20 protein-coding genes are annotated in these 21326 nt (G+C 50.7%); 8 read left to right on the forward strand and 12 right to left on the reverse strand.

Features of this window, described 5'->3' with window-relative positions; genetic code table 11:
* The first annotated feature begins 298 nt into the window (after positions 1 to 298).
* Complete coding sequence (locus LZ463_RS00825) at positions 299 to 2617, forward strand: penicillin-binding protein 1A (RefSeq protein ID WP_241452863.1); 2319 nt, start codon at positions 299 to 301, stop codon at positions 2615 to 2617.
* A 14-nt stretch (positions 2618 to 2631) separates the two neighbouring features.
* On the opposite strand, the gene cyaY is transcribed toward LZ463_RS00825, so the two are convergent.
* Positions 2632 to 2943, reverse strand: coding sequence for an iron donor protein CyaY (cyaY, locus tag LZ463_RS00830; protein WP_241452868.1), 312 nt, complete (start codon positions 2941 to 2943; stop codon positions 2632 to 2634).
* A gap of 61 nt (positions 2944 to 3004) precedes the next feature.
* On the opposite strand from cyaY, the gene lptM reads away from it, so the two are divergent.
* The gene (gene lptM / locus LZ463_RS29260) at positions 3005 to 3118 is read left to right on the forward strand and encodes an LPS translocon maturation chaperone LptM (RefSeq protein WP_489686073.1); all 114 of its coding nucleotides are present in this window, start codon (positions 3005 to 3007) and stop codon (positions 3116 to 3118) included.
* Here lptM and LZ463_RS00835 read toward each other — a convergent pair.
* The 6 genes from LZ463_RS00835 to LZ463_RS00860 all read right to left on the reverse strand — a co-directional run bounded on the left by LZ463_RS00835 (position 3112) and on the right by LZ463_RS00860 (position 9828).
* A complete protein-coding gene (locus tag LZ463_RS00835) occupies positions 3112 to 3738 on the reverse strand; it encodes a 1-acyl-sn-glycerol-3-phosphate acyltransferase (protein ID WP_241452869.1) in 627 nt (208 codons plus the stop codon). The two genes, lptM and LZ463_RS00835, sit on opposite strands and share 7 nt — an antisense overlap.
* A gap of 124 nt (positions 3739 to 3862) precedes the next feature.
* Complete coding sequence (gene msrQ, locus LZ463_RS00840; RefSeq protein ID WP_241452870.1) at positions 3863 to 4483, reverse strand: protein-methionine-sulfoxide reductase heme-binding subunit MsrQ; 621 nt, start codon at positions 4481 to 4483, stop codon at positions 3863 to 3865.
* Positions 4484 to 4495: 12 nt separating this feature from the next.
* Complete coding sequence (gene msrP, locus LZ463_RS00845) at positions 4496 to 5476, reverse strand: protein-methionine-sulfoxide reductase catalytic subunit MsrP (protein ID WP_241452878.1); 981 nt, start codon at positions 5474 to 5476, stop codon at positions 4496 to 4498.
* A 125-nt stretch (positions 5477 to 5601) separates the two neighbouring features.
* Complete coding sequence (gene ccsB, locus LZ463_RS00850; RefSeq protein ID WP_241452890.1) at positions 5602 to 6747, reverse strand: c-type cytochrome biogenesis protein CcsB; 1146 nt, start codon at positions 6745 to 6747, stop codon at positions 5602 to 5604.
* A gap of 83 nt (positions 6748 to 6830) precedes the next feature.
* Positions 6831 to 8987 (reverse strand): cytochrome c biogenesis protein ResB, encoded by a 2157-nt coding sequence (locus LZ463_RS00855; protein ID WP_241452892.1) that lies wholly within the window; start codon positions 8985 to 8987, stop codon positions 6831 to 6833.
* A gap of 142 nt (positions 8988 to 9129) precedes the next feature.
* Positions 9130 to 9828, reverse strand: coding sequence for a c-type cytochrome (locus LZ463_RS00860; RefSeq protein WP_241452893.1), 699 nt, complete (start codon positions 9826 to 9828; stop codon positions 9130 to 9132).
* A 219-nt stretch (positions 9829 to 10047) separates the two neighbouring features.
* Between LZ463_RS00860 and yihA the strand changes: the two genes are divergently transcribed.
* From yihA to sbcB, 6 genes are all read left to right on the forward strand, one after another.
* Positions 10048 to 10800, forward strand: a complete 753-nt coding sequence (gene yihA / locus LZ463_RS00865; RefSeq protein WP_241452895.1) for a ribosome biogenesis GTP-binding protein YihA/YsxC — start codon at positions 10048 to 10050, stop codon at positions 10798 to 10800.
* Positions 10801 to 11012: 212 nt separating this feature from the next.
* Positions 11013 to 12038, forward strand: a complete 1026-nt coding sequence (gene hemB / locus LZ463_RS00870; protein ID WP_241452896.1) for a porphobilinogen synthase — start codon at positions 11013 to 11015, stop codon at positions 12036 to 12038.
* Between the two features lie 9 nt (positions 12039 to 12047).
* Complete coding sequence (locus LZ463_RS00875) at positions 12048 to 12752, forward strand: lysoplasmalogenase (RefSeq protein ID WP_241452897.1); 705 nt, start codon at positions 12048 to 12050, stop codon at positions 12750 to 12752.
* Positions 12753 to 12764: 12 nt separating this feature from the next.
* Positions 12765 to 14015, forward strand: a complete 1251-nt coding sequence (locus LZ463_RS00880) for a sterol desaturase family protein (protein WP_241452898.1) — start codon at positions 12765 to 12767, stop codon at positions 14013 to 14015.
* Positions 13996 to 15090, forward strand: a complete 1095-nt coding sequence (locus LZ463_RS00885) for a magnesium transporter CorA family protein (protein ID WP_241452899.1) — start codon at positions 13996 to 13998, stop codon at positions 15088 to 15090. Before LZ463_RS00880 ends, LZ463_RS00885 begins: the two co-directional genes overlap by 20 nt.
* Before the next feature lie 50 nt (positions 15091 to 15140).
* Complete coding sequence (gene sbcB, locus LZ463_RS00890; protein WP_241452900.1) at positions 15141 to 16577, forward strand: exodeoxyribonuclease I; 1437 nt, start codon at positions 15141 to 15143, stop codon at positions 16575 to 16577.
* 67 nt (positions 16578 to 16644) lie between these two features.
* On the opposite strand, the gene LZ463_RS00895 is transcribed toward sbcB, so the two are convergent.
* The 5 genes from LZ463_RS00895 to LZ463_RS00915 form a co-directional block, all read right to left on the reverse strand.
* Entirely contained in the window at positions 16645 to 17283 is a 639-nt protein-coding gene (locus LZ463_RS00895; RefSeq protein WP_241452901.1) for a peroxiredoxin, read from the reverse strand.
* Positions 17284 to 17393: 110 nt separating this feature from the next.
* Complete coding sequence (gene dsbD, locus LZ463_RS00900; protein ID WP_241452906.1) at positions 17394 to 19199, reverse strand: protein-disulfide reductase DsbD; 1806 nt, start codon at positions 19197 to 19199, stop codon at positions 17394 to 17396.
* Positions 19196 to 19525, reverse strand: coding sequence for a divalent-cation tolerance protein CutA (gene cutA, locus LZ463_RS00905; protein ID WP_241452908.1), 330 nt, complete (start codon positions 19523 to 19525; stop codon positions 19196 to 19198). Before cutA ends, dsbD begins: the two co-directional genes overlap by 4 nt.
* A 234-nt stretch (positions 19526 to 19759) precedes the next feature.
* Positions 19760 to 20155: a 50S ribosomal protein L17 gene (gene rplQ, locus LZ463_RS00910; RefSeq protein WP_241452910.1), complete on the reverse strand. Its 396-nt coding sequence runs from the start codon at positions 20153 to 20155 to the stop codon at positions 19760 to 19762.
* A gap of 122 nt (positions 20156 to 20277) precedes the next feature.
* Complete coding sequence (locus LZ463_RS00915; protein ID WP_110255934.1) at positions 20278 to 21255, reverse strand: DNA-directed RNA polymerase subunit alpha; 978 nt, start codon at positions 21253 to 21255, stop codon at positions 20278 to 20280.
* Positions 21256 to 21326: the final 71 nt, after the last annotated feature.

A 21326-nucleotide genomic window follows, 5' to 3' on the forward strand; every position in this document is an offset into this window, starting at 1 on the left:
ACATCATCATTTCAATTTACACAAACTTACATGTGCGAATTAATCTATCTTTCCTGGAGTAAATTCTCTTTAAAAACCGCTATTTACGAGACAATTATCCAAGCTTACATGAAATCCTAGCAATAAGACTGCCATTGGTAAAGCAATTTCCGCGCAGCACTACCCCTATGCGTTGCCAAATATCCACGTAGTCGCCAAAATTTCTGAAAATTTGCTTACAAATCCACCTTTCAGTTGACAGTCTAAGCTTCACCGAAGGCGGCTATAATGTTCGCTGCCTTATTTACAATTTGACGCCATGTCTGATCAAAAAAAAGAACCTGACAATCAAGCAGAACCCCAAAAACGTTCCGCTGGTAAGCTTTTTGCCCGCATTGTACTCGGAACTACGGTCGTTTTACTCGGATTAGTTGCATCGGGGATACTAATTGTTGGTTTTGCCATCATCATGGCCTTGCCAAATCTACCAGAACTGGACTCCATTACCAGCTACAAGCCCAAAATGCCACTGCGGGTTTTTTCAGCAGACAATATGCTGATCGGCGAGTTTGGCGAAGAGCGTCGCAATGTCGTACGCTTCAAAGACATTCCGGAAATCATGAAAAAAGCCGTTTTGGCGATTGAAGATGACCGTTTCTATGAACATGGCGGTGTTGATTACCTCGGTATCGCCAGGGCAGGACTGCACAACCTGACCGGCGGCGCCAAGCAGGGGGCATCGACCATCACCCAGCAGGTCGCGAGGAATTTCTTCCTGTCCAGTGAACAGACCCTGAAGCGCAAGATTTATGAAATCCTGCTGGCCTGGAAAATCGAACAGAACCTGAGCAAAGACCAGATACTTGAAGTCTATATGAACCAGATTTATCTGGGGCAACGGGCTTACGGTTTTTCTTCCGCCGCACAAATCTATTTTGGCAAAGACCTGAAAGACCTGACCATTGCCGAAGCCGCCATGCTGGCCGGTTTGCCAAAAGCACCGTCTGCCTACAATCCTGTCGCCAATCCAAAACGGGCAACAGTCAGACAACAATATATTCTGGAACGCATGCGTAAGCTTGGCTATATCACTGAAGCGCAATTCGAGCAGGCAAAAAACGAAGAGCTGCGCACCAAGACCGACAGCAGCGAATTTGGTATTCACGCAGAGTATGTCGCGGAAATGGCGCGGCAACTGGTGTACGAACAATTCAAGGAAGAAACCTATACTCGCGGCCTGAACGTCTATACAACCATCACCAAGGTTGACCAGGACAGCGCTTACCTGGCCCTGCGCCGTGGTGTGATGGACTATGAAAAACGCCATGGCTATCGTGGACCAGAAGCCATCATTACCATACCGGATGGCAAGGATGCAGCCGAAGATGCGATAGAAAAAGAGTTGGCAGAACACTCGGACAGCGACGACTTGCAAGTCGCCATGGTATTGGAGGCAACCCCAAAACTTGTGCGCGCTGTCCTGGCAACCGGTGAAGAGGTGCGCATCGAAGAAGCCGGCCTGGTCTTTGCAGCTAGTGGCCTGTCCGCCAAGACCCCGGCTAATAAACGTATACAGCGCGGTGCCGTCATCCGTGTGATGCTGGAGGGCAAAACCTGGAGCATCGCCCAGATGCCCGAAGTACAGTCGGCTTTTGTCGCAGCCAATACCACCGATGGAGCAATTCGCGCCCTGGTTGGTGGTTTTGATTACAACCTCAACAAATTCAATCATGTGACCCAGGCGTGGCGTCAGCCGGGTTCCAGCTTCAAACCTTTCATCTATTCAGCCTCACTGGAAAAAGGCTTGTCACCATCAACCATTATCAATGATGAACCCATCAGTTTCGGTGCCGGCCAGACTGGTGGCCAGACATGGGAGCCCAAAAACTACGATGGTAAATATGAAGGGCCCATGACCATGCGTCGAGGCCTGACCAAGTCTAAGAACATGATATCCATCCGTATTCTCAACAAGATAGGGGCAAAATACGGACAGGAATATACGAGTCGCTTTGGTTTCCTGCCAGAAAAAAATCCGCCCTACCTGACGCTGGCATTGGGAGCAGGTGCAGTCACGCCACTGCAAATGGCAGGCGCCTATGCCGTGTTTGCGAATGGCGGCTACAAGGTCAATCCTTACCTGATTTCCAAGATCACTGACAGCAACGGCCAATTACTGGTACAGACCAAACCTGACCTGGCAGGTGAAGAAGAAAACCGCGTGATCGATGAACGCAACGCTTTCATGATGGATAGCATGATGCGTGACGTAGTCAAGATGGGCACGGCCACCAAGGCGCTGGTTCTGAAACGCCCTGACATTGCGGGCAAGACTGGCACCACCAATGACTCTTTTGATGCCTGGTTTGCTGGTTATCAATCCAAGGTAGTCGGTATCGCCTGGATAGGCTTCGACCAGCCGCGCAATCTTGGCAATAAAGAAACTGGTGGTGGTCTGGCCCTGCCTATCTGGATAGGATATATGCAAAAAATCCTGAAAGACATCCCCATAGAGGAAAGGGCTGTTCCCAAAGGCATACTTGCGATTGATGGCGATTACTATTACGCCGAAAATCCACCTGGCGTTGGGGTTGGCAGCCTGTCTTCGCCGCCGCCCGTGGAAATCATAGAGGAATAAACGCCAGATTCAACTTAGCGGCCTTGTTCCTGCGCCACTCTGGACAAGGTCGCAAACAACTCCGAACCATCGCGGGTGTTGAGCCAGTGCTGACCATCATATTTATAGTGGAAACCACCACTGCGTGCCGCCAGCCACATTTCCTGCATCGGTGCCTGACTGTTCACAATGATTTTGGAACCATTGTCGACAAATTCCACGGTCAGAACATTACCACTACGGCTGCACTCAACATCGTATTCATCGTTTTCAAAAGCCCGCTCAAATAATTCCTCGACTTGTCGAAGACAAGTCTCTGCCAGTACCAGGAATTCGGATTCAGTCATGCTACACTCCAGCGTCTTTATAAGTAAAACGCCATTCTATACGGTGTTAAGGGATCACAAGATGCGCAAACTGATTAGCCTATTTTTCATGATGTCTTTATTGACAGCCTGTGGCCAAAAAGGCCCACTGACCTTGCCTGCCAAACCGGCACCGGCAAGCACACAGGGTCATTGAGCTTTCTCCTCCTCTGGCCGTAGAGCAATGGGTCCGGCACATGCCGGGCGACATCCCTGCACACCGGCATAAACTGTTTGTATGCTAGCCATATCCGTATCCCTGTCGCCACTAAGGTCCAGATAATCGACCAGCGATACGACACGTTTGGAAAAATCAAAATAAACACAGGCCAGCGGCACTTTGGCCGTTGTGGCGATGTGATAAAAACCGCTACGCCAATACGGTTTCAGGCTGCGCGTTCCCTCAGGAGTAATCGCCATCCAGTACCAGTCGGAACGATTGATTTTTTCTGCCAGTCGGGCAATGGTACCGGTAGACACAGCCCGCTCCACTGGTTCACCGCCGAGATAACGAATGACGCGACCAATAGTGGCGCCTGTCAGACCTTCAAACAGACTGGATTTGGCAATGAAGTGAAACGGCAGTCCTATCGCCAGCTTGGCCAGCACTCCAATAACAAAATCCCAATTGGACGTATGGGGATAAACAATAATCACACCACGTGGTCCGGGTAAAGGGCGATAGTGCACCCGCCAACCGATCAAACCAAGGATACTGAGCGCAGTGCGCTGGGTAAAAGTACTTACCCGATTCTTCTCAAGCAAATAATCGTTCATGTTTCATACACTGATAATGGGTCTGGGCCCATTTAATCCGGACATGACGCGATTATGCCGCGAAGAAATACGCGATGTAAAACAGGATCAATGTGCGCCTGCAATATGCGGGCGTCGGAATGAATCAGGCCACGACAACAGGATCGCGCCCAAACCAGCGCCACCACAGACGCATCATCAACAAGGCAGCAACAATCAGTCCAAATAACACTGGCTGAGAAAAATCATGCTTGCCTGACTTCATCCAGAAATAGTGCAACACTCCCAGAGAAGCAATCAGATACACCAGCTTATGCAACAACTGCCAACGCTTCCCACCAAGGCGCTTGATCATGCCGTTGGTACTGGTGAGCGCCAAAGGTATCAACAAGATAAACGCAATAAAGCCAACGGTGATAAAAGGACGCTTGATGACATCTTTCCACATTTCATCCAGATCAAAGAAATGGTCAAACCATAAGAAAGTCATGAAATGCAGGAATGCATAAAAAAAGGCATACAACCCCAGCATACGGCGCATGCGCAGCATCCATGGCAAGTGAAACAGCTTGCGTGCCGGTGTAATCGCCAAAGTGATGCATAAGAAATACAGCGTCCAGTCTCCCGTATTGCGGGTGATGAATTCAACCGGATTGGCGCCAAGTTTGTCCAGGAAAACGAAGCTGACCAGCCGTATAAAAGGCAGCAATGCCAGGACAAACAAGACAGCCTTCAAGCGAGAGACTTGCTGGTTATTGAGTAACATGGCTTGCCAATCCTAGTAAAATTTTTTCAAGTCCATGCCTGCATATAGTGACGCGACTTCGCTGTAACCGTTGAACATCAGGGTCTTGCGCTTGCGCGCCAGGAAACCATCTTCCCCTATGCGGCGCTCAGACGCTTGCGACCAGCGTGGATGATCCACTTCAGGGTTGACGTTAGAGTAAAAGCCATACTCACTAGGTGCAGCAATATTCCATGCTGTGCGTGGCTGGTCTTTGACAAAACGGATTTTGACGATGGATTTTGCAGACTTGAAGCCATATTTCCAGGGCAAGACCATACGCACCGGCGCGCCATTCTGGTTAGGCAACACTTCGCCATACATGCCAAATGTCAACAAGGCCAGTGGATGGTTCGCTTCATCCAGACGCAGGCCTTCAACATAAGGCCATTCCAGCACGGGGCTGCGCAAGCCCGGCATTTGCTTTTTGTCATCGAGCGTGATGAACTCGATATAACGGGCATTACCGGTAGGCTCAACCTTCTTGATCAGGTTGGACAGGGAATAACCTACCCACGGTATCACCATGGACCAGCCCTCTACACAACGCAGGCGGTATATGCGCTCTTCCAGCGCTGCCAGCTTCATCAGGCTGTCAAGATCCAGCGTCATCGGCTTTTTGACCTCGCCTTCTATGCTGACCGTCCACGGGCGCGGCTTCAGAGAGTGAGCAGTAACTGCGGGATCAGCCTTGTCGGTGCCGAATTCATAGAAATTATTGTAAGTCGTCGCATCCTTATAGGCTGTCTTCTTTTCTATCAGCGCATAAGCGGGATTGGTCGCAGCTGCCAATTTTTGTGATGCCGGATTTTGTGCAAAGGCCTGGCGGCTTGCCATTTCAAACAGGCTGCCACCAGCGATGGAACCCAGGGCCATTTTGCGGATGAAATCACGACGTGACTCAAACACGGCCTGTGGTGTAATTTCGGAAGGGAAAGGCAAATCTATGCCATTGGGACTGCGTTTAATCAGCATGGTGGACTCCGTGGTTGAAACTCGGGCACTATTACAGCGAAACAGTCATTGGACATGACTGTTTCGTCCTTAGTTTCTCATGAGTCGCAAAAGTCTGCAGATACTTACAAGTATTACCGCAAATTTTACAGAGTGCCGTAAGAATGAAGGCCAGAAAGGAACATATTCACGCCAAGGAAGGCAAAAGTAGTCACTAACAAACCAACCAGCGCCCACCAGGCAGCTACCTGCCCGCGCAGCCCCTTCATCAAACGCATGTGCAACCAGGCCGCGTAGTTGAGCCAGACGATCAGCGCCCAGGTTTCTTTCGGGTCCCAGGACCAGTAACCACCCCAAGCCTCTGCCGCCCACAATGCACCGAGTATGGTCGCAATCGTGAAGAAGGCAAAACCAACCGCAATGGCCTTGTACATCACGTCATCCAGCACTTCCAGTGAAGGCAGACGATCGGTCAGGTAACCTTTGGATTTCAGCAGGTAAGCCACGGACACCATGGCAGCTAGGGAAAATGTCCCATAACCAATAAAGTTGGCCGGTACGTGAATCTTCATCCACCAACTTTGCAGTGCCGGCACCAATGGCTGGATCTCCGCCGCATCGCGGCTGACCGTGTACCAAAACAGGAAGCCTACCGCCGCAGTAATGATCAGCAGGACAAAAGGTCCGAGTTGACGTGTCCTGTATTGTTGTTCATAGTACAAATAGAACAGAGCCGTGATCATGGAAAACAGGATGAAGACTTCATACAGGTTCGATACAGGGATGTGGCCTACATCAGCACCAATCAGGTAAGACTCGTACCAGCGTACCAGCATACCGGTAAATCCCATCACCACAGCCGACCAACATAAGACAGAGCCGACTGATGCGCCAAAATTGGAGCGGAAAATCATCCCCCCCCAGTAAAACAGGGTGGAAAGACAAAAGAAAACGCTCATCCACAGAATCGCCGACTGACTGGACAGCAGATACTTGAGGAAAAATTTCTTGTTCGCCATATCAAGCGAACCACTGTAGGACTGAATGGCAAACAGGCTCAAAATGGCAAGTACCGGTATCAACTTCCTTACCGGTTTCCAATACCAGCCCAGCACCGCAAAAACCGGCGCTGCCAGCAGCAGGATGGCCTTTTCATAGATATCCATGTAGTCGGCAAAACGACTGAAGGCAAAAATTGAGGCTGCGCACAAAGCAAGTGCATACACCCAGTCAACAATGCTCAGTCGCTTGAAAAACCCCTGATAGGGGGCGTAATTCTGTGTCATTTCCATCTTATTTCCCCGGCGCCGGTATTAAACAGGCTTAAAAACAGGCTTAAACCATCCATGCAGCATAGTGTAGTCGATTACCCGGCTTACTGTTTTTTGATTTGACCAGGCTCGCTACTCAGTTGTCGCAAATGCATTTTCAATTGCTCAAATTCTTTTTCAAAATCCAGTGTTTTCCTCTGCGAACTCAAGGCCATCAGTGCATGACTGGCAGTGCCATCATCCCTGACCCATATCCAGAGGCGGCGTTCGCGTATGTAAAACATGGAAAACACGCCAAGCACCAGGAGCAGACACCCCAGGTACACTACTTTTTTTCCAGGCGAGCGTGTTACCTGCAATACCGATGCCTTGACCTCTTCGAAACCGGTTAATTGCAAAAACACGGGAGCACCGTAAAAGAAGGCATCAGAAATAGCGCCCGTTGCCAGTTGCAGGAAGTGTGCATGCTTTTCATCCAGCGCCAATGCAGGCAAACCTTCCTTTTCCCTGGCTGCTGACCACAGGTCCCACATGCTGCCATTCAATATTTTCATGAAAACATCAGCAGCCTTGCTTTGCTCAGCCTCCGGTATTTGTTCAAGGAATTTGGAGATGGACACAAAGCCGCCCTGCTCACCATCACCGGCAAAAATGCTAAGACTCTTTCTGGCAGACTCGGTCAATTGAGCCTGCATCTGCACTGCATTGGGGATATTCGCCGGCAGGGCGCGTTTGGCATAGCGCTGTGCCGCGATTTCCCGCAACGCGGGATTTTGCACAGCAGCGCGCAAGCGCATCCATTCTTTGACTGTATCTTCGTCATCTGCTGGTATTCGCAGGTAACGGAAAGCTTCTGACGGCGTATCACGGGTGCCTGCCAGTATCATGTAGTTGCCATCAATCAGCACCGGCTGCATGTAGTTATGGAACTCCCTGGCCTGGCCGGTCTTGTCACGTAACTTGTACTGTATGCTGGGGCCAACATTCTTCAAATCCTTGCTGTTGGCATTTTTTGCAGCAGAACCGAGATGCTTGTCGATGTCGGCAGACAATTGCTCATTAAAACCCTGTTTGCTATTGACCGCCCTGACATCAGCACCATTGCGCCCCATGTTCTCGACATTGAATGGCCGAAAACCTGACCACTCTATCGTGTAGTCATTCCCGGATGCCGATTTGAGTTTCGTGCCGTTACCCACTTCCCCCTTCATGTCCAGCGTGCTGACATCCGGCCCCAGCATAGGATAAGCCTTCAGTTGCAAGCGGCTGCCACCATCTTCAAAACTGGATTGATATACCGCAATACCTTTATAGATCAGCGGCTCATTCACCTTGATGGTGGATGAAAAGGACTTGCCTGTTTCATGGTCACGGACCTCCACATCACTGGCAAACAGCTTGGGCATGCCTGTCGAATAAAAATCGATGGTGAATTTCTTCAGCTTGATGGTAAAAGGCAGATCCTGCACCAGAACACCTGTTGCCTGTGGCAGGATGGCGGTACTGCTGCTGGCCCCTTCCGGTATCATGGTATTACCACGGAAAGTCGGATTAGACAAAGACAGGCGGTGTTGCTGCGGGATATTGGCAATGATGCCACTGCCGTCAAACGGCACCTTGCCCATGAACCATTGCTGGAAGCGCACCGATAATTCTGAATCCAGTGCGCCACCTATCAAGATAATGATAATTGCGCTATGCGCAAAAATATAACCCCATTTATTTGCTGCCCCCTGTTTAGCTGCCACCAGGGTAGCGCCGTCTTTTTCAACAACCTTATAACGGTAACCTATCCGGCCCAGGTGACTGAGAACTTGCTCAACCACATAATGACGACCATTACCAGTCTGCCACTCAGAACGATGATGGAAGTTCCGCAATGACTGTTCGCGCACATTGTCACGCCAGCTACGCATATCTTTCAGCATCTTCGGTGTATTGCGTATCAAGCAAAGGGAGGTAGAAAGCACCAGCACAGTCATGATCAGCAAAAACCACCAGGCTGTATAGACAGCATATAAATCCAGCTTCTGGAAAACCTCAAACCAGAATGGACCAAACTGATTGACATAGTTTGGCATAGGCTCATTTTGCTTGAGCACTGTACCAATGACGGCAGAAATCGCAATAAATGCCAATAAGGTGATTGCAAAACGCATGGACGATAGCAATTCAATTGCATCCGCCAACCAAGCTTGCCGGGTTTTAAGCCGTATACCACCAGTATCTGCCGGCTGATCGCCGTCTAACTTGTTATCCATACTATCCAGTGATTCACCAACAGGTCTGATTTGCCATTTTACCAATGTGAGCATCACGTTCACAACGCATTCAGACCAGTACTAAACTAAAAAAAAGGGGATGGCATTTTGCCACCCCCTCCTATGATTCCGTCTATTTTTATTATTTTAAGCCGGCGACATAATCTGCGACGGCTCTCATTTCATCTTCAGACATTTTCTTGGCTATCGTCACCATCTGCGCACTGTTGGTACGAGCACCGGTTATCTTGGCAGCATCTTTGCGTGAACCATTCTGAAAGCCAGTCAACTGGGTGAACGTGTAGTCCTGGTGCTGACCAGCAATACGTGGGAACTGGGCGGGGATACCGGCACCATTCGGGCTATGGCAGCCAGCACAGGCTGGAACGTTCTTTTCGGCAATACCGCCACGGTAAATCTGTTTGCCCAGTTCGACGATATCCTTATTCTTGGCAGCACCTGGTTTGGATTTCTGTACAGACAGATAGGCAGCGACATTCTTCATATCGTCAGCCGTCATTGCCTTGGCAAAAGCAGTCATGATGGCATTCTTGCGCGTGTCACCCGTAAAGTCTGTCAATTGTTTGACCAGGTAGGCATCATGCTGACCGGCCAGTTTTGGATTGGCTGTAATGGTCGAATTGCCAGCTGCACCATGGCAGGATGCACAGGCAGCGATACCACGTGCAGCGTCGCCGTTTGTATACAGTGCTTCACCTTTGGCTGGATCAGCCTTGGCAGGTTTTGCTTCTTCATGGGTATTGGCCATGGCGGCGAAAGATGATACCGCCAGAACTGCGACACTGATGGATTTGGACAACGATAAGAAAGCACGGTTCATTCAAACACCCTGAGACTAAATAATGGAAATCTGCCCTGTTGGCGACGCATCTCTGCTGCGCATTGCTGCTTTTTATTATGCAAATACACACAAAATGCGCTCAAAACAGGCACGGGCGCATGGTTTTTAACGCTGCCCAATACCTAACCCCTTATTGTACAATAGCTTTCGGGCGTTTTTACTGCCTTATGTTGCATTTTTCCATTATTCCTTTCCTCTATGTCTATCCTCTGGCAAGCCCGCTTCTTCACTACGGTGAATCATTTACGCGATCTCCCGCGTACCCATGTGCCGGAAATTGCTTTCGCCGGCCGCTCCAACGCTGGCAAATCGACCGCGATCAATACGCTGTGCAATCAGAAAAAACTCTGCTTTGCGTCAAAAACACCAGGCCGTACTCAGCACATTAATTATTTTTCAATTGGTGGTGCGCATGTGGGCCAGCACCGCAAGGATGAAACCCGGGTCGATGAAATTCGCGCCCTGCTGGTTGACTTGCCAGGTTATGGCTATGCCGAAGTGCCGGGCGCAGCCAAAAACCACTGGAACCAGTTGCTCGGCGCTTATGTACAGCGTCGTCCACAATTAGCAGCACTGGTACTGATCATGGATGCACGCAGACCTTTTACCGACCTCGACATACAGATGCTGGAATGGTTTGCGCCGACCGGTCGCCCGATACACTGTATCTTGACCAAGGCGGACAAACTCAATCGCAGCGAATGTGCAGAAGCCTTGCGCAAAGCCAAAACCGTACTGGCAACTTACGTCGATGATGAAGGTCCGCTTTTCCCTTTCAGCATACAACTGTTTTCGGCATTGAAACGTATAGGTATAGAAGAGGCAGATGCAACAGTCCAGCACCTGCTTGGTCTCGATATTGACCCTGTCGCTGATATGAATGATGTTGCTGCATCGTCTGATGCAGCACCGGAGGACACGACCACAGATCAGCATCCTGAAACAAAATGAATGCGGAAGATATGTGGAATAAGTGCGCAATAAAAAAACCCCGACAAAATAATATTTTTGCCGGGGAAATAACACCGTTACGAATAGGGACGAACGGTGCCCGCTCAGGGAGGAGAAGCGGTAGGCATGGAGATGGGCTCCAACCTGTTCATTAAGATGTTGCAACTCGAAAAAAGTTTCATTAACCTGCATAAAATTCTTTTCATTTCATCATGTCACTTATCAAACCAGCTCACTCCTCTGCACACTTCCCCGCAATACGCATGCGTCGCATGCGCAAAGACGCTTTTTCCAGAGCGCTGATGCGTGAAAATATCGTCACGGCATCTGACCTGATTTACCCGGTGTTCGTCATCGATGGCGTCAACCAGCGTGAAAAAGTTTCATCCATGCCTGGTGTTGAACGTGTCTCTGTCGACCTGCTGCTCGGTGTTGCCGAAGACTGCGTCGCCTTGGGCATACCAGTGCTGGCCCTGTTCCCGGCCATCAACCCGCATCTGAAAACACCGGATGGTGTGGAAGCCACCAATCCAAAAGGTTTGATACCGCGTGCAGTGCGCGAACTGAAAAGCCGCTTTCCTGAACTTGGTATTTTGACTGACGTGGCGCTCGATCCTTACACCAGTCATGGCCAGGATGGTTTGATCAATGCCGATGGCTATGTCTTGAATGATGAAACCACAGACATGCTGGTACGTCAGGCGCTAGTACAGGCTGAAGCTGGTGTCGACGTGGTTGCTCCCAGCGACATGATGGATGGCCGTATTGGCGCCATCCGCCATGCACTGGAAAGCAATCACTTTATTCACACCCGCATCATGGCTTATTCGGCCAAATATGCATCCGCATTCTATGGCCCTTTCCGCGAAGCGGTAGGCTCAGCGACCAATCTCGGCAAGAGCGATAAAGCCAGTTACCAGATGGACCCAGCCAATAGCGATGAAGCCTTGCGTGAAGTAGCGCTGGACCTGGCAGAAGGCGCCGACATGGTAATGGTAAAACCTGGCATGCCTTACCTGGACATCGTGCGTCGCGTGAAGGATGAATTCAAGGTGCCGACCTTCGCCTATCAGGTCAGTGGTGAATATGCAATGATCAAGGCAGCGGCGCAAAACGGCTGGCTTGATCATAACAAAACCATGATGGAATCCATGCTGGCGTTCAAGCGTGCTGGTGCTGACGGCATACTGACTTATTTTGCCCGCGATGTCGCACGCCTGCTGAAACACGCTGGCTGATCCTGCGCCATGTCTGCAACGTTGCGCTCTGTTTTTATCCTGTTCTGTGCAGCACTCGCGATTGCAGGTGCTGAACTGGCAAAGACAAATGACAGAGTGCAGTATCCCCTCAATCCTCTCTACCTGCACTACCTGTTCAAACCACTGACCACGCTAGGCATTTTTTTCCTGGCGTTGTGCAGCACCCCACCTGTCAATACAAAGTATCGCCAGGCTATCCTGGCGGGTATCGTTTTTTCCCTGCTCGGTGACGTCTTGCTGATGTTACCTGTCACTTTGCTCAGACAAGGATTCTTGCTGGGGCTGTTGAGCTTTCTCTGCGCACATATCTGCTTCTTGCGCGGTCTTGTCAGTGACGCCCGCTTTGCCAGGCATATACTGGCATTTGTAGTCGTCGCCCTGCTTGGTATTGTGAATCTGATTGTGCTCTGGCCTGACTTGCTGGCTGCCATGCAAGTACCGGTCGTCGCCTATGTATGCCTGCTGCTGTGCATGACAGCCCAGGCTATCAGCCGTGGCATGGAATTACGTACCGCAGATAGTCGTCTTGCCCTGCTGGGCGGCGTGTTTTTCATGTTGTCCGATTGCCTGCTTGCTTATAACCGATTTCATTCACCAATTGCGCATTCGCCGTTACTGGTGCTGTCCAGTTATTACCTGGCGCTGTGGTTGATTGCGAGTTCAGTCAAATCATCGATTGCTGATACTTTATAGAAGGCCAGGATCATGCATGAAAAAATCATCACCTTTGCCAGCCCGATTTTTTTCATCCTGATCGCGCTTGAATATATAGTCGCGCGCAGGCGTCAGCACCATCTGTATCACCTCAACGACTCCCTCAACAGTCTGAGCCTGGGAGTGATGAGCCAGATTATCGGTGCGTTCTCCAAACTGTTTTCCGTCGGCGTCTATGCCTGGGTATTGACACATTTTTCTTTATTCTCATTACCTGCTGACAGTATCCTGGTCTGGGTGATAGCCTTGCTGATGTACGATTTTCTGTATTACTGGCTGCACAGAATGGGGCACAGAACCAATCTGTTATGGGCGGCCCATGTCGTACACCATCAGAGCGAGCAATATAATCTGACAACGGCGCTACGGCAAACCAGCACCGGTCCTTTGTTTGGCTGGATTTTTTATCTGCCCATGGCCATCATCGGTTTTCCGGTGCAGGTGTTTGTCGCCGTTGCCCTGATTGATTTGCTCTATCAGTTCTGGGTGCATACCGAACAGATAGGCAAATTAGGCTGGTTTGACCGTGTCTTTGTATCACCGTCGAACCATCGTGTCCATCATGCTGTCAATGACCAGTACCTGGACAAGAATTTTGGCGGCATCCTGATCATCTGGGACAGGCTGTTCGGCAGTTTTGTCGAAGAGCAGGACGGCGAAACCATCGTGTATGGCACACGCAGGCCCTTGCGCAGCTGGAATCCTTTATGGGCGAACCTGGAAGTCTACGACAGCGTCTGGCATGATGCCTGGCATACCAGACGCTGGTACGACAAAGTGCAGATATGGTTGCGCCCGCCAGGCTGGCGTCCTGCTGATTTGCGCCTGGAATCCGAACACCAGCCGTTTGATCTGTACAGGCCCTTGTATGACCCACCTTTGAGCAAAGCCATGACCGTCTATTGCCTGATGCAATTTGTGATGATACTGCAACCGGCTACGCATTTTCTGCTGGTATATAAATCGATCAGCGCCTTGAACGCGACTGCCTATGTCAGTTGGCTGGTAACCGGTCTCTGGTGCCTGGGTGGCCTGATGCAGGGGCGCCGTATTTATTTATTGCCAGAAAGCCTGCGCCTGTTGTTCGTCCTGTTCATGGGCTGGTTCACGAACAGCTGGTTTTATGTTTATCCCTTATCAGTGACGGAACAGGCCCTGCTTACCGTCACTTGCCTGGTTTCCCTGGCCGTTGCCTGGCCCATTTTTTCACAACAAAAAACGCATGGATATTTTTCACATTAGCGATACGCAAGCGGTATTGAATCCGGCCGGACATGAGCAACTTTTGCAGGCAGGTGGATTTCTTTGGCTGGATGCAACACATGAAGAAGTCGCTGCAGATACCGATGCATGGCGCAATCGTGTCGAAGCCATCACCGGTACGCAGATTTATGAGTTGCACATCAAGGATGCCTGCAATCTCAGCCACCCTTCGTATTTTGACGCCACCCAGGACTACGAAATGGTGGTATTTCGCAAACTGACACTGAGCGAAGCAAATGGCGATATCAAGAATGGCGGCAAGCGCAAGATACCGGCAGCACTGAACAAATTGGCGACTACACCCGTCACTTTTTTGCTCATGGAGAATGTACTGATTACCGTGCGCCCTACCGTCAGTCGTACCGTCGAACAAGCGCGTCAGCGTCTGCTCGACTACAAATGCAAAGCCGATAACAGCACTCACGGTAGTCGGCTGCCAGCATCGCCGGAAGAGCTGATGCTGCGCCTGTTGAATGCCATGGTCGATCAATACCTTGAATTACGTCAGCCACTGACACAGCAGCTTGACCGCTGGCAGCATGCCCTGCTTGATCCGCGCCGCCCATTCAATAACTGGCTCGCCCTGCTTGATTCACGCGTGGAATTGCGCAAGCTTGACAATCTCTGCGAAGAGCAGCGCGACGCCATGCAAGAATTGCGCGATCATATAGTTGACACACACGATGGCAGCAGCCGCGCCAAGGACTTGCTACTGGTGCGCACCAATGATGTGATGGAACACATTAATCGTGTTCTGAATCACGCCCGCCGCCTGGAAGCCTCACTGGAATCTGCAGTACAGATACACTTTGCCGCCATGGCGCACAGGACCAGTGAAATCATGCGTACGCTGACAGTGATTACCGCCCTGTTCATGCCACTGACGCTAATCACCGGCATCTTTGGCATGAACTTTGAAGTCATGCCTTTATTGAAGCACGCGTCTGGTTTCTGGTACACCATGGCAGCGATGGGTGTGATCGTGATCCTCTTGCTGATCTACTTCCGCAGCCAGCGTTATTTGCAAGACCAGGCCAGCCGTCGCCTGGAATAATCCATGCCAAACACTCGCGATCACATCATCATTATTTGAATATATAACAGATGCAAGAACATACTTTTCTCTGGCACGACTACGAAACCTTTGGCGCAGTCGCCCGCCGTGACCGGCCTGCTCAATTTGCCGCCATACGCACGGATGCAGAGCTCAATGAAATTGGCGAACCCATCATGCTGTACTGCCAGCCGGCCAACGATTTTTTACCTGACCCGCAGTCTTGCCTGATCACCCATATCACACCGCAAACCTGCCTGGAGCGCGGCATACCGGAACACGCCTTTGCCGCAAGAATAGAACAGGAGTTGGGCAGGACTGGCACGATAGGCGTGGGCTACAATACCATACGCTTTGATGATGAAATCACCCGCTTCATGTTCTGGCGCAATCTGATCGATCCCTATGCGCGTGAATGGCAAAACAGTTGCGGACGCTGGGACATCATGGACATGGTGCGCACCACCTACGCATTGCGCCCGGAAGGCATCAACTGGCCAGTCAATGAAGAAGGCAAGCCCAGCTTCCGTCTGGAACATTTGACCGCAGCTAATGGCATCATGCATGAAGCAGCCCATGACGCCTTGTCCGACGTACGCGCTACCATCGCCCTGGCACGCCTGATACGTGAGCGTCAGCCCAAGCTGTTTGACTTTTGCTTTGCCCTGCACAAAAAAGACAAGGCTGCAGCCGAGATAGGCATGCCCTTGCTGAACAAACCCTTCCTGCATGTGTCCGGCATGTTTCCGGTTGAGCGCGGCTGCCTGGCAGTGATGTGGCCGCTGGCCATGCATCCCAAGAACAAAAATGAAGTGATTGCCTGGGACCTGGCCCATGATCCTACCGAACTGACCGGTCTGGATGCAGAAACAATACAGTTGCGCCTGTTCAGCAAGAGCGATGCCCTTCCAGAGGGCGTGCAACGCCTGCCCGTAAAGAGCATACATATCAACAAATCCCCCATCGTCATCGGTAACCTGAAAACCTTGTCAGCCCCCATGGCAACGCGCTGGAAAATGGATATGGAGCAGGTACAGCAGCACATGGAGAAAGCCGCCGCTTTGGCGCCAGCCACAGCCGCCATCTGGGAACAAGTCTATGCCCGTCCCGAGGCAGCAGCAGCCGATGTTGATGAAGATTTGTATGGCGGCTTTGTCGGTAGTGGCGATCGTCGCCTGCTCAATGATCTGCGACGCATGAAGCCTGCACAACTGGCGCAGGCCAGCACCGACTTTCAGGACAGCCGTTTGAGTGAAATCCTGTTCCGCTACCGTGCCCGCAATTTCCATGAAACGCTGAGCCCCGATGAGCAGGAGACCTGGGAAGAGCACAGAGCTGCGCGCCTGCTTGACGGCGCCGGCAATGCCCGTACTGTTGACGACTACTTCAACCAGATCGATGCCTTATCAGAAACGGCAAGCGAAGAAGACGAAGAAATTCTCGGCGCACTGTATGACTACGCCGAAATGATTGTCCCGTCACGCTAAGGTTCCACCAAAGACAAAGCCCTGCACAGGCAGGGCTTTGTTCTTCATGCTGCTCAACGCAAGCAGCTTATTTGTTAGGCTGCGGAGTAACACGCAGATAAGGGCGTGCTGCAGTATAGCCTTTGGGATATTTTTGTTTGATAACGTCTTCATCCTTGATAGACAGCGGGATGATCACGTCATCGCCGTCACGCCAGTTACCGGGTGTTGCCACGGTATAGCCATCGGTCAATTGCAGGGCGTCAATAACACGCAAGACTTCGTCAAAGTTACGGCCGGTGGTCAATGGATAGGTGATGATCAGGCGTACTTTTTTGTTCGGATCAATGATGAACAGGGAACGCACCGTCACAGTCTCGGACTGGTTGGGGTGGATCATGTCATACAGGGCTGCAACTTTCTTGTCGGCATCAGCAACGATAGGGAAACCGACCACGGTTTTTTGCGTGTCTTCAATATCCTTGATCCATTGCAGGTGTGATTCTGCACCATCAACAGACAGTGCAATCGCCTTGACGTTACGTTTGTCGAATTCAGGTTTGAGCTTTGCAGTCAGGCCCAACTCTGTCGTGCACACTGGTGTGAAATCAGCTGGGTGAGAAAACAGGACTACCCATGAATTGCCAGCCCATTCATGAAATTTCAATGTCCCGATGGACGAATCCTGTTCGAAATCAGGAGCAATATCGCCTAAACGCAATGTCATATTTTTCTCCAAAAAGAAATAAGTATTTGACTATAGCCTCAGTACAGCCCGGACTCAAGGACAGTTTTGTTGCTAGCTTATAAAACCGGTGAATATAAACTAGCCGGGTTTTATTTGGTCTCTGCCCTCAATATTGATGCCAGGAACTTATCAGCATTCTGGTAACCAATAACACGCTGGCCGGCAATCTCTTTGCCCTGCGCATCAAAGAAAATGATTCCCGGCGGGCCAAACAGGCCAAAGCGTTTCAGCAGGGCTTTGTCATCGGCGTTATTAGCCGTCACATCGACTTGCAACAAGAGCATATTGTCGAGTTTGGCTTTAACCTTGCTTTCAGGGAAGGTCAGTTTTTCCATCTCTTTGCAAGAGACACACCAGTCAGCGTAGAAGTCGAGCATGGCGGTCTTGCCCTTGGACTGCGCCAGCGCAGCATCGAGCTCGGCAATGCTACGTACACGGGTGAATTTCACATGCTCTGCCGGTGCACCGTAGAGATGTGCAAGCGGGGAAAACACGTCACGCCCACCGGTACTGACACCGACCAGTTGCACAGCCCCGAGCAGCAAGAAGATGATTGAGACGACTTTGGAAAACATGCCGCTGCGCTGGAAAACCAATTGATATACCGCATAAGCGCCCAACAGGATACCCCAACCCAGCATCTGTACCCAGACCGGAATAACCGGGCTGACCATCCACAAAGCCATGGCCAGCATCAGAACACCGAAGAAACGTTTGATGCTTTCCATCCAGACACCGGCGCGCGGCAACAGGCTGCCAGCCGAGATACCGACCAGCAACAAGGGCACACTCATGCCCATGGCCATGGCAAACAGGGCCGAGCCACCAACGACCACATCGCGGGTCTGACTGATATATACCAGGGCGCCGGCCAGAGGCGCTGCCACACAAGGCCCGACGATCAGGGCAGAAATGGCTCCCATGAAAAAGACACCTATCAACTTGCCATTACGCTGCCCTTCCGAAGCAACCGTCAATTTGGTTTGCAGTGCTGCGGGCACCTGCAACTGGTAGACATTAAACATCGATAGCGACAAGATGACCATCAACAAGGCAAAAGCGCCAAGTACCCAGGGGTTTTGCAGGGTGGCAGACAAGCCCTCACCAACCAGGCCCGCGGCCACACCCAAAGCGGTATACACCAGGGCCATACCCAGTGCATAACATAAGGAAAGGAAGAAACCACGGCTACGCTTGATACCTGTGCCTTCACCAACGATGATGAAAGACAGAATCGGCACCATCGGCAAAACGCAGGGCGTAAAAGACAGGCCCAGACCCAGCAGCAAAAACAAAGGCAGGATCAGGACCAGCCGTCCACTCTTGAGTGCTGCACTGATACTGCTGGTTTCGTCATCCTTGGCAACATCTGCGGCTTTGCCGGTACTGGTTTCTGTCGGCGCAGCAACAGGTGAAGCACCGGCGGCGGCAGAGACATCTGCCACCTGCAATTTGACCGGTGTTTCCATGGGGGGATAACACAGGCCCTGATCTGCACAGCCCTGACGTCCTATCTTCAACGTAAAGTCGCCGGCGGCCTGCACAGGAATGCGGACTACAAGTGTATGCCGGTAAGTTTCCACTTCTTTCTGGAAAGTCTCATCGAACTTGACCTTGCCTTTAGGCATATCTATCGTCCCAAGCTTGGCATCGTCGGAACTGAATTTAAGGCGTTCACGGTAAAGGTAATAACCTTCTGCGATGGTGAAAGTCACTTCAGCCACGCCGGGCTCTGCCATTTTTGCACTGACTTTGAAAGCCTCTTCAGGATCAAGAAAGTCGTCTGCCATGGCAAAGGGCATCATCAACAGGGCAAAGACCAGGACAAACAGGTGCATTATCCGCTTGGACGACAACGGAGCAGGCGACAGGATGGATGAAGTTGAGATGTTCATGGCGTTTCAGTTTCTTTTCTGACCCAGTCAAGATAAGCCGGCAAACCGGTCACTACAGGGATGGCGATTATTTCAGGCAGTTCATAAGGATGCTGGCTGCGTATCATGGCTTCCAGCCTGGTGTAGCATGCTTGCGTCGTCTTGATCATCAATTGCACTTCGTTTTCTGTCTGCAGTTGCCCATCCCAGTTGTATACAGACAATATATCAGCAGAAATGTTCACACAGCCAGCCAATTTTGCGGCGATGATTTGGGCCGCCAATTGCTTCGCCAGTCCACGATCTGGCACATTGCTGAAAACCAGTAGCAGGCTGTCATCATTCATGGACGTACTCCAGTTCGGTATTGCAGCTCACTGTCATGGATATCAATTAAAAGCACAGGCTTATTGTTTGGTCGCGATTATGCACAATAACATTACACCTGGGAAAAGAAATATGTGCATGAACCAGGAAAGAGTATCACAACGAAAATATCAATCCGGGAACATAAAAGCAAAAAGCCGTTCAGTCTACACTGAACGGCTTTTTTAAGATTTGAACATCAGGTTCGAATCAAATTACTCTGCAGTTGGAGCATCAGCTACATCTACACCTTCTGGACGGTCCAGCAGTTCAACGTATGCCATAGGAGCATTGTCGCCAACGCGGAAACCCATTTTCAGGATGCGCAGGTAGCCGCCGTTACGATTTGCGTAACGTGGACCCAGTTCAGCAAACAGCTTGACGACCATTTCGCGGTCGCGCAAACGGTTGAAAGCCAGACGCTTGTTCGCCAGTGTGTCTGTTTTACCCAAAGTCAGGATCGGCTCGATAACGCGGCGCAGTTCCTTGGCTTTTGGCAAAGTTGTTTTGATGGCTTCGTGGCGCAGCAGGGATACTGTCATGTTGCGCAGCATTGCCAAACGGTGGGAAGAAGTACGATTCAGCTTACGTAAGCCGTGACGGTGACGCATGGTATTTCCTTTCAGATTTAAATGCCAGCTCTTCTATCGACAAAAACTTGTCGCGGGCCGGTAATTATTTTTACTACGGTTAAAAAACGGGCAGGCTGTCTCAGCCCACCCGTCAGACAAAATTATTTTTCCAGGCCAGCTGGTGGCCAGTTTTCCAGCTTCATGCCCAAAGACAGACCACGGGAAGCCAGGACTTCCTTGATTTCGTTCAAGGACTTGCGACCCAGGTTTGGTGTCTTCAACAGTTCATTTTCGCTACGCTGGATCAAATCACCAATGTAGTAAATGTTTTCTGCTTTCAGGCAGTTGGCTGAACGTACTGTCAGTTCCAGATCATCAACCGGACGCAACAAGACAGGATCAACTGCAGGTGCGCGGGATGGCGCTTCAGCAGCGGCTTCAGTACCTTCCAGAGCAGCGAAGACATTCAATTGATCAACCAGCACGCGGGCGGATTGACGGATTGCTTCTTCAGGGGAGATAACGCCATTGGTCTCAATATTGATAACCAGTTTATCCAGATCAGTACGTTGTTCAACGCGGGCAGATTCCACAGCGTAAGAAACGCGGCGTACTGGAGAGAAAGACGCATCCAAAATCATACGACCGATGGTTTTGTTCGCATCTTCAGACAGACGACGAACGTTACCTGGCACATAGCCACGGCCTTTTTCTACCTTGATCTGCATGTCCAGCTTGCCGCCGGCTGTCAGATTGGCAATAACGTGATCCGGGTTGATCAGTTCTACGTCATGCGGCAGATCGATGTCGGAAGCCAGTACAGCGCCTTCGCCATCTTTTTTCAATGTCAGTGTGACTTCATCACGGTTATGCAACTTGAAGACAACGCCTTTCAAGTTCAACAGGATGTCGACGACGTCTTCTTGCACGCCATCGAGAGAAGAATATTCATGAACAACACCAGCGATCACCACTTCAGTCGGTGCATAACCAACCATAGTGGACAACAATACGCGACGCAATGCGTTGCCCAGTGTGTGGCCATAGCCACGTTCAAACGGTTCCATCACGACTTTAGCGTGACCGGCACCCAACATTTCCACATCGATAATACGTGGTTTTAACAGATTGTTTTGCATGAATGTCCTTTTCAATACCCTCGGCTCGTTACACCGATAAGGCTGATGGCATTAAAGAAAAAAGCCTGCCT

This window comes from Undibacterium paludis (assembly GCF_022568815.1).
GTDB lineage: Bacteria > Pseudomonadota > Gammaproteobacteria > Burkholderiales > Burkholderiaceae_D > Undibacterium.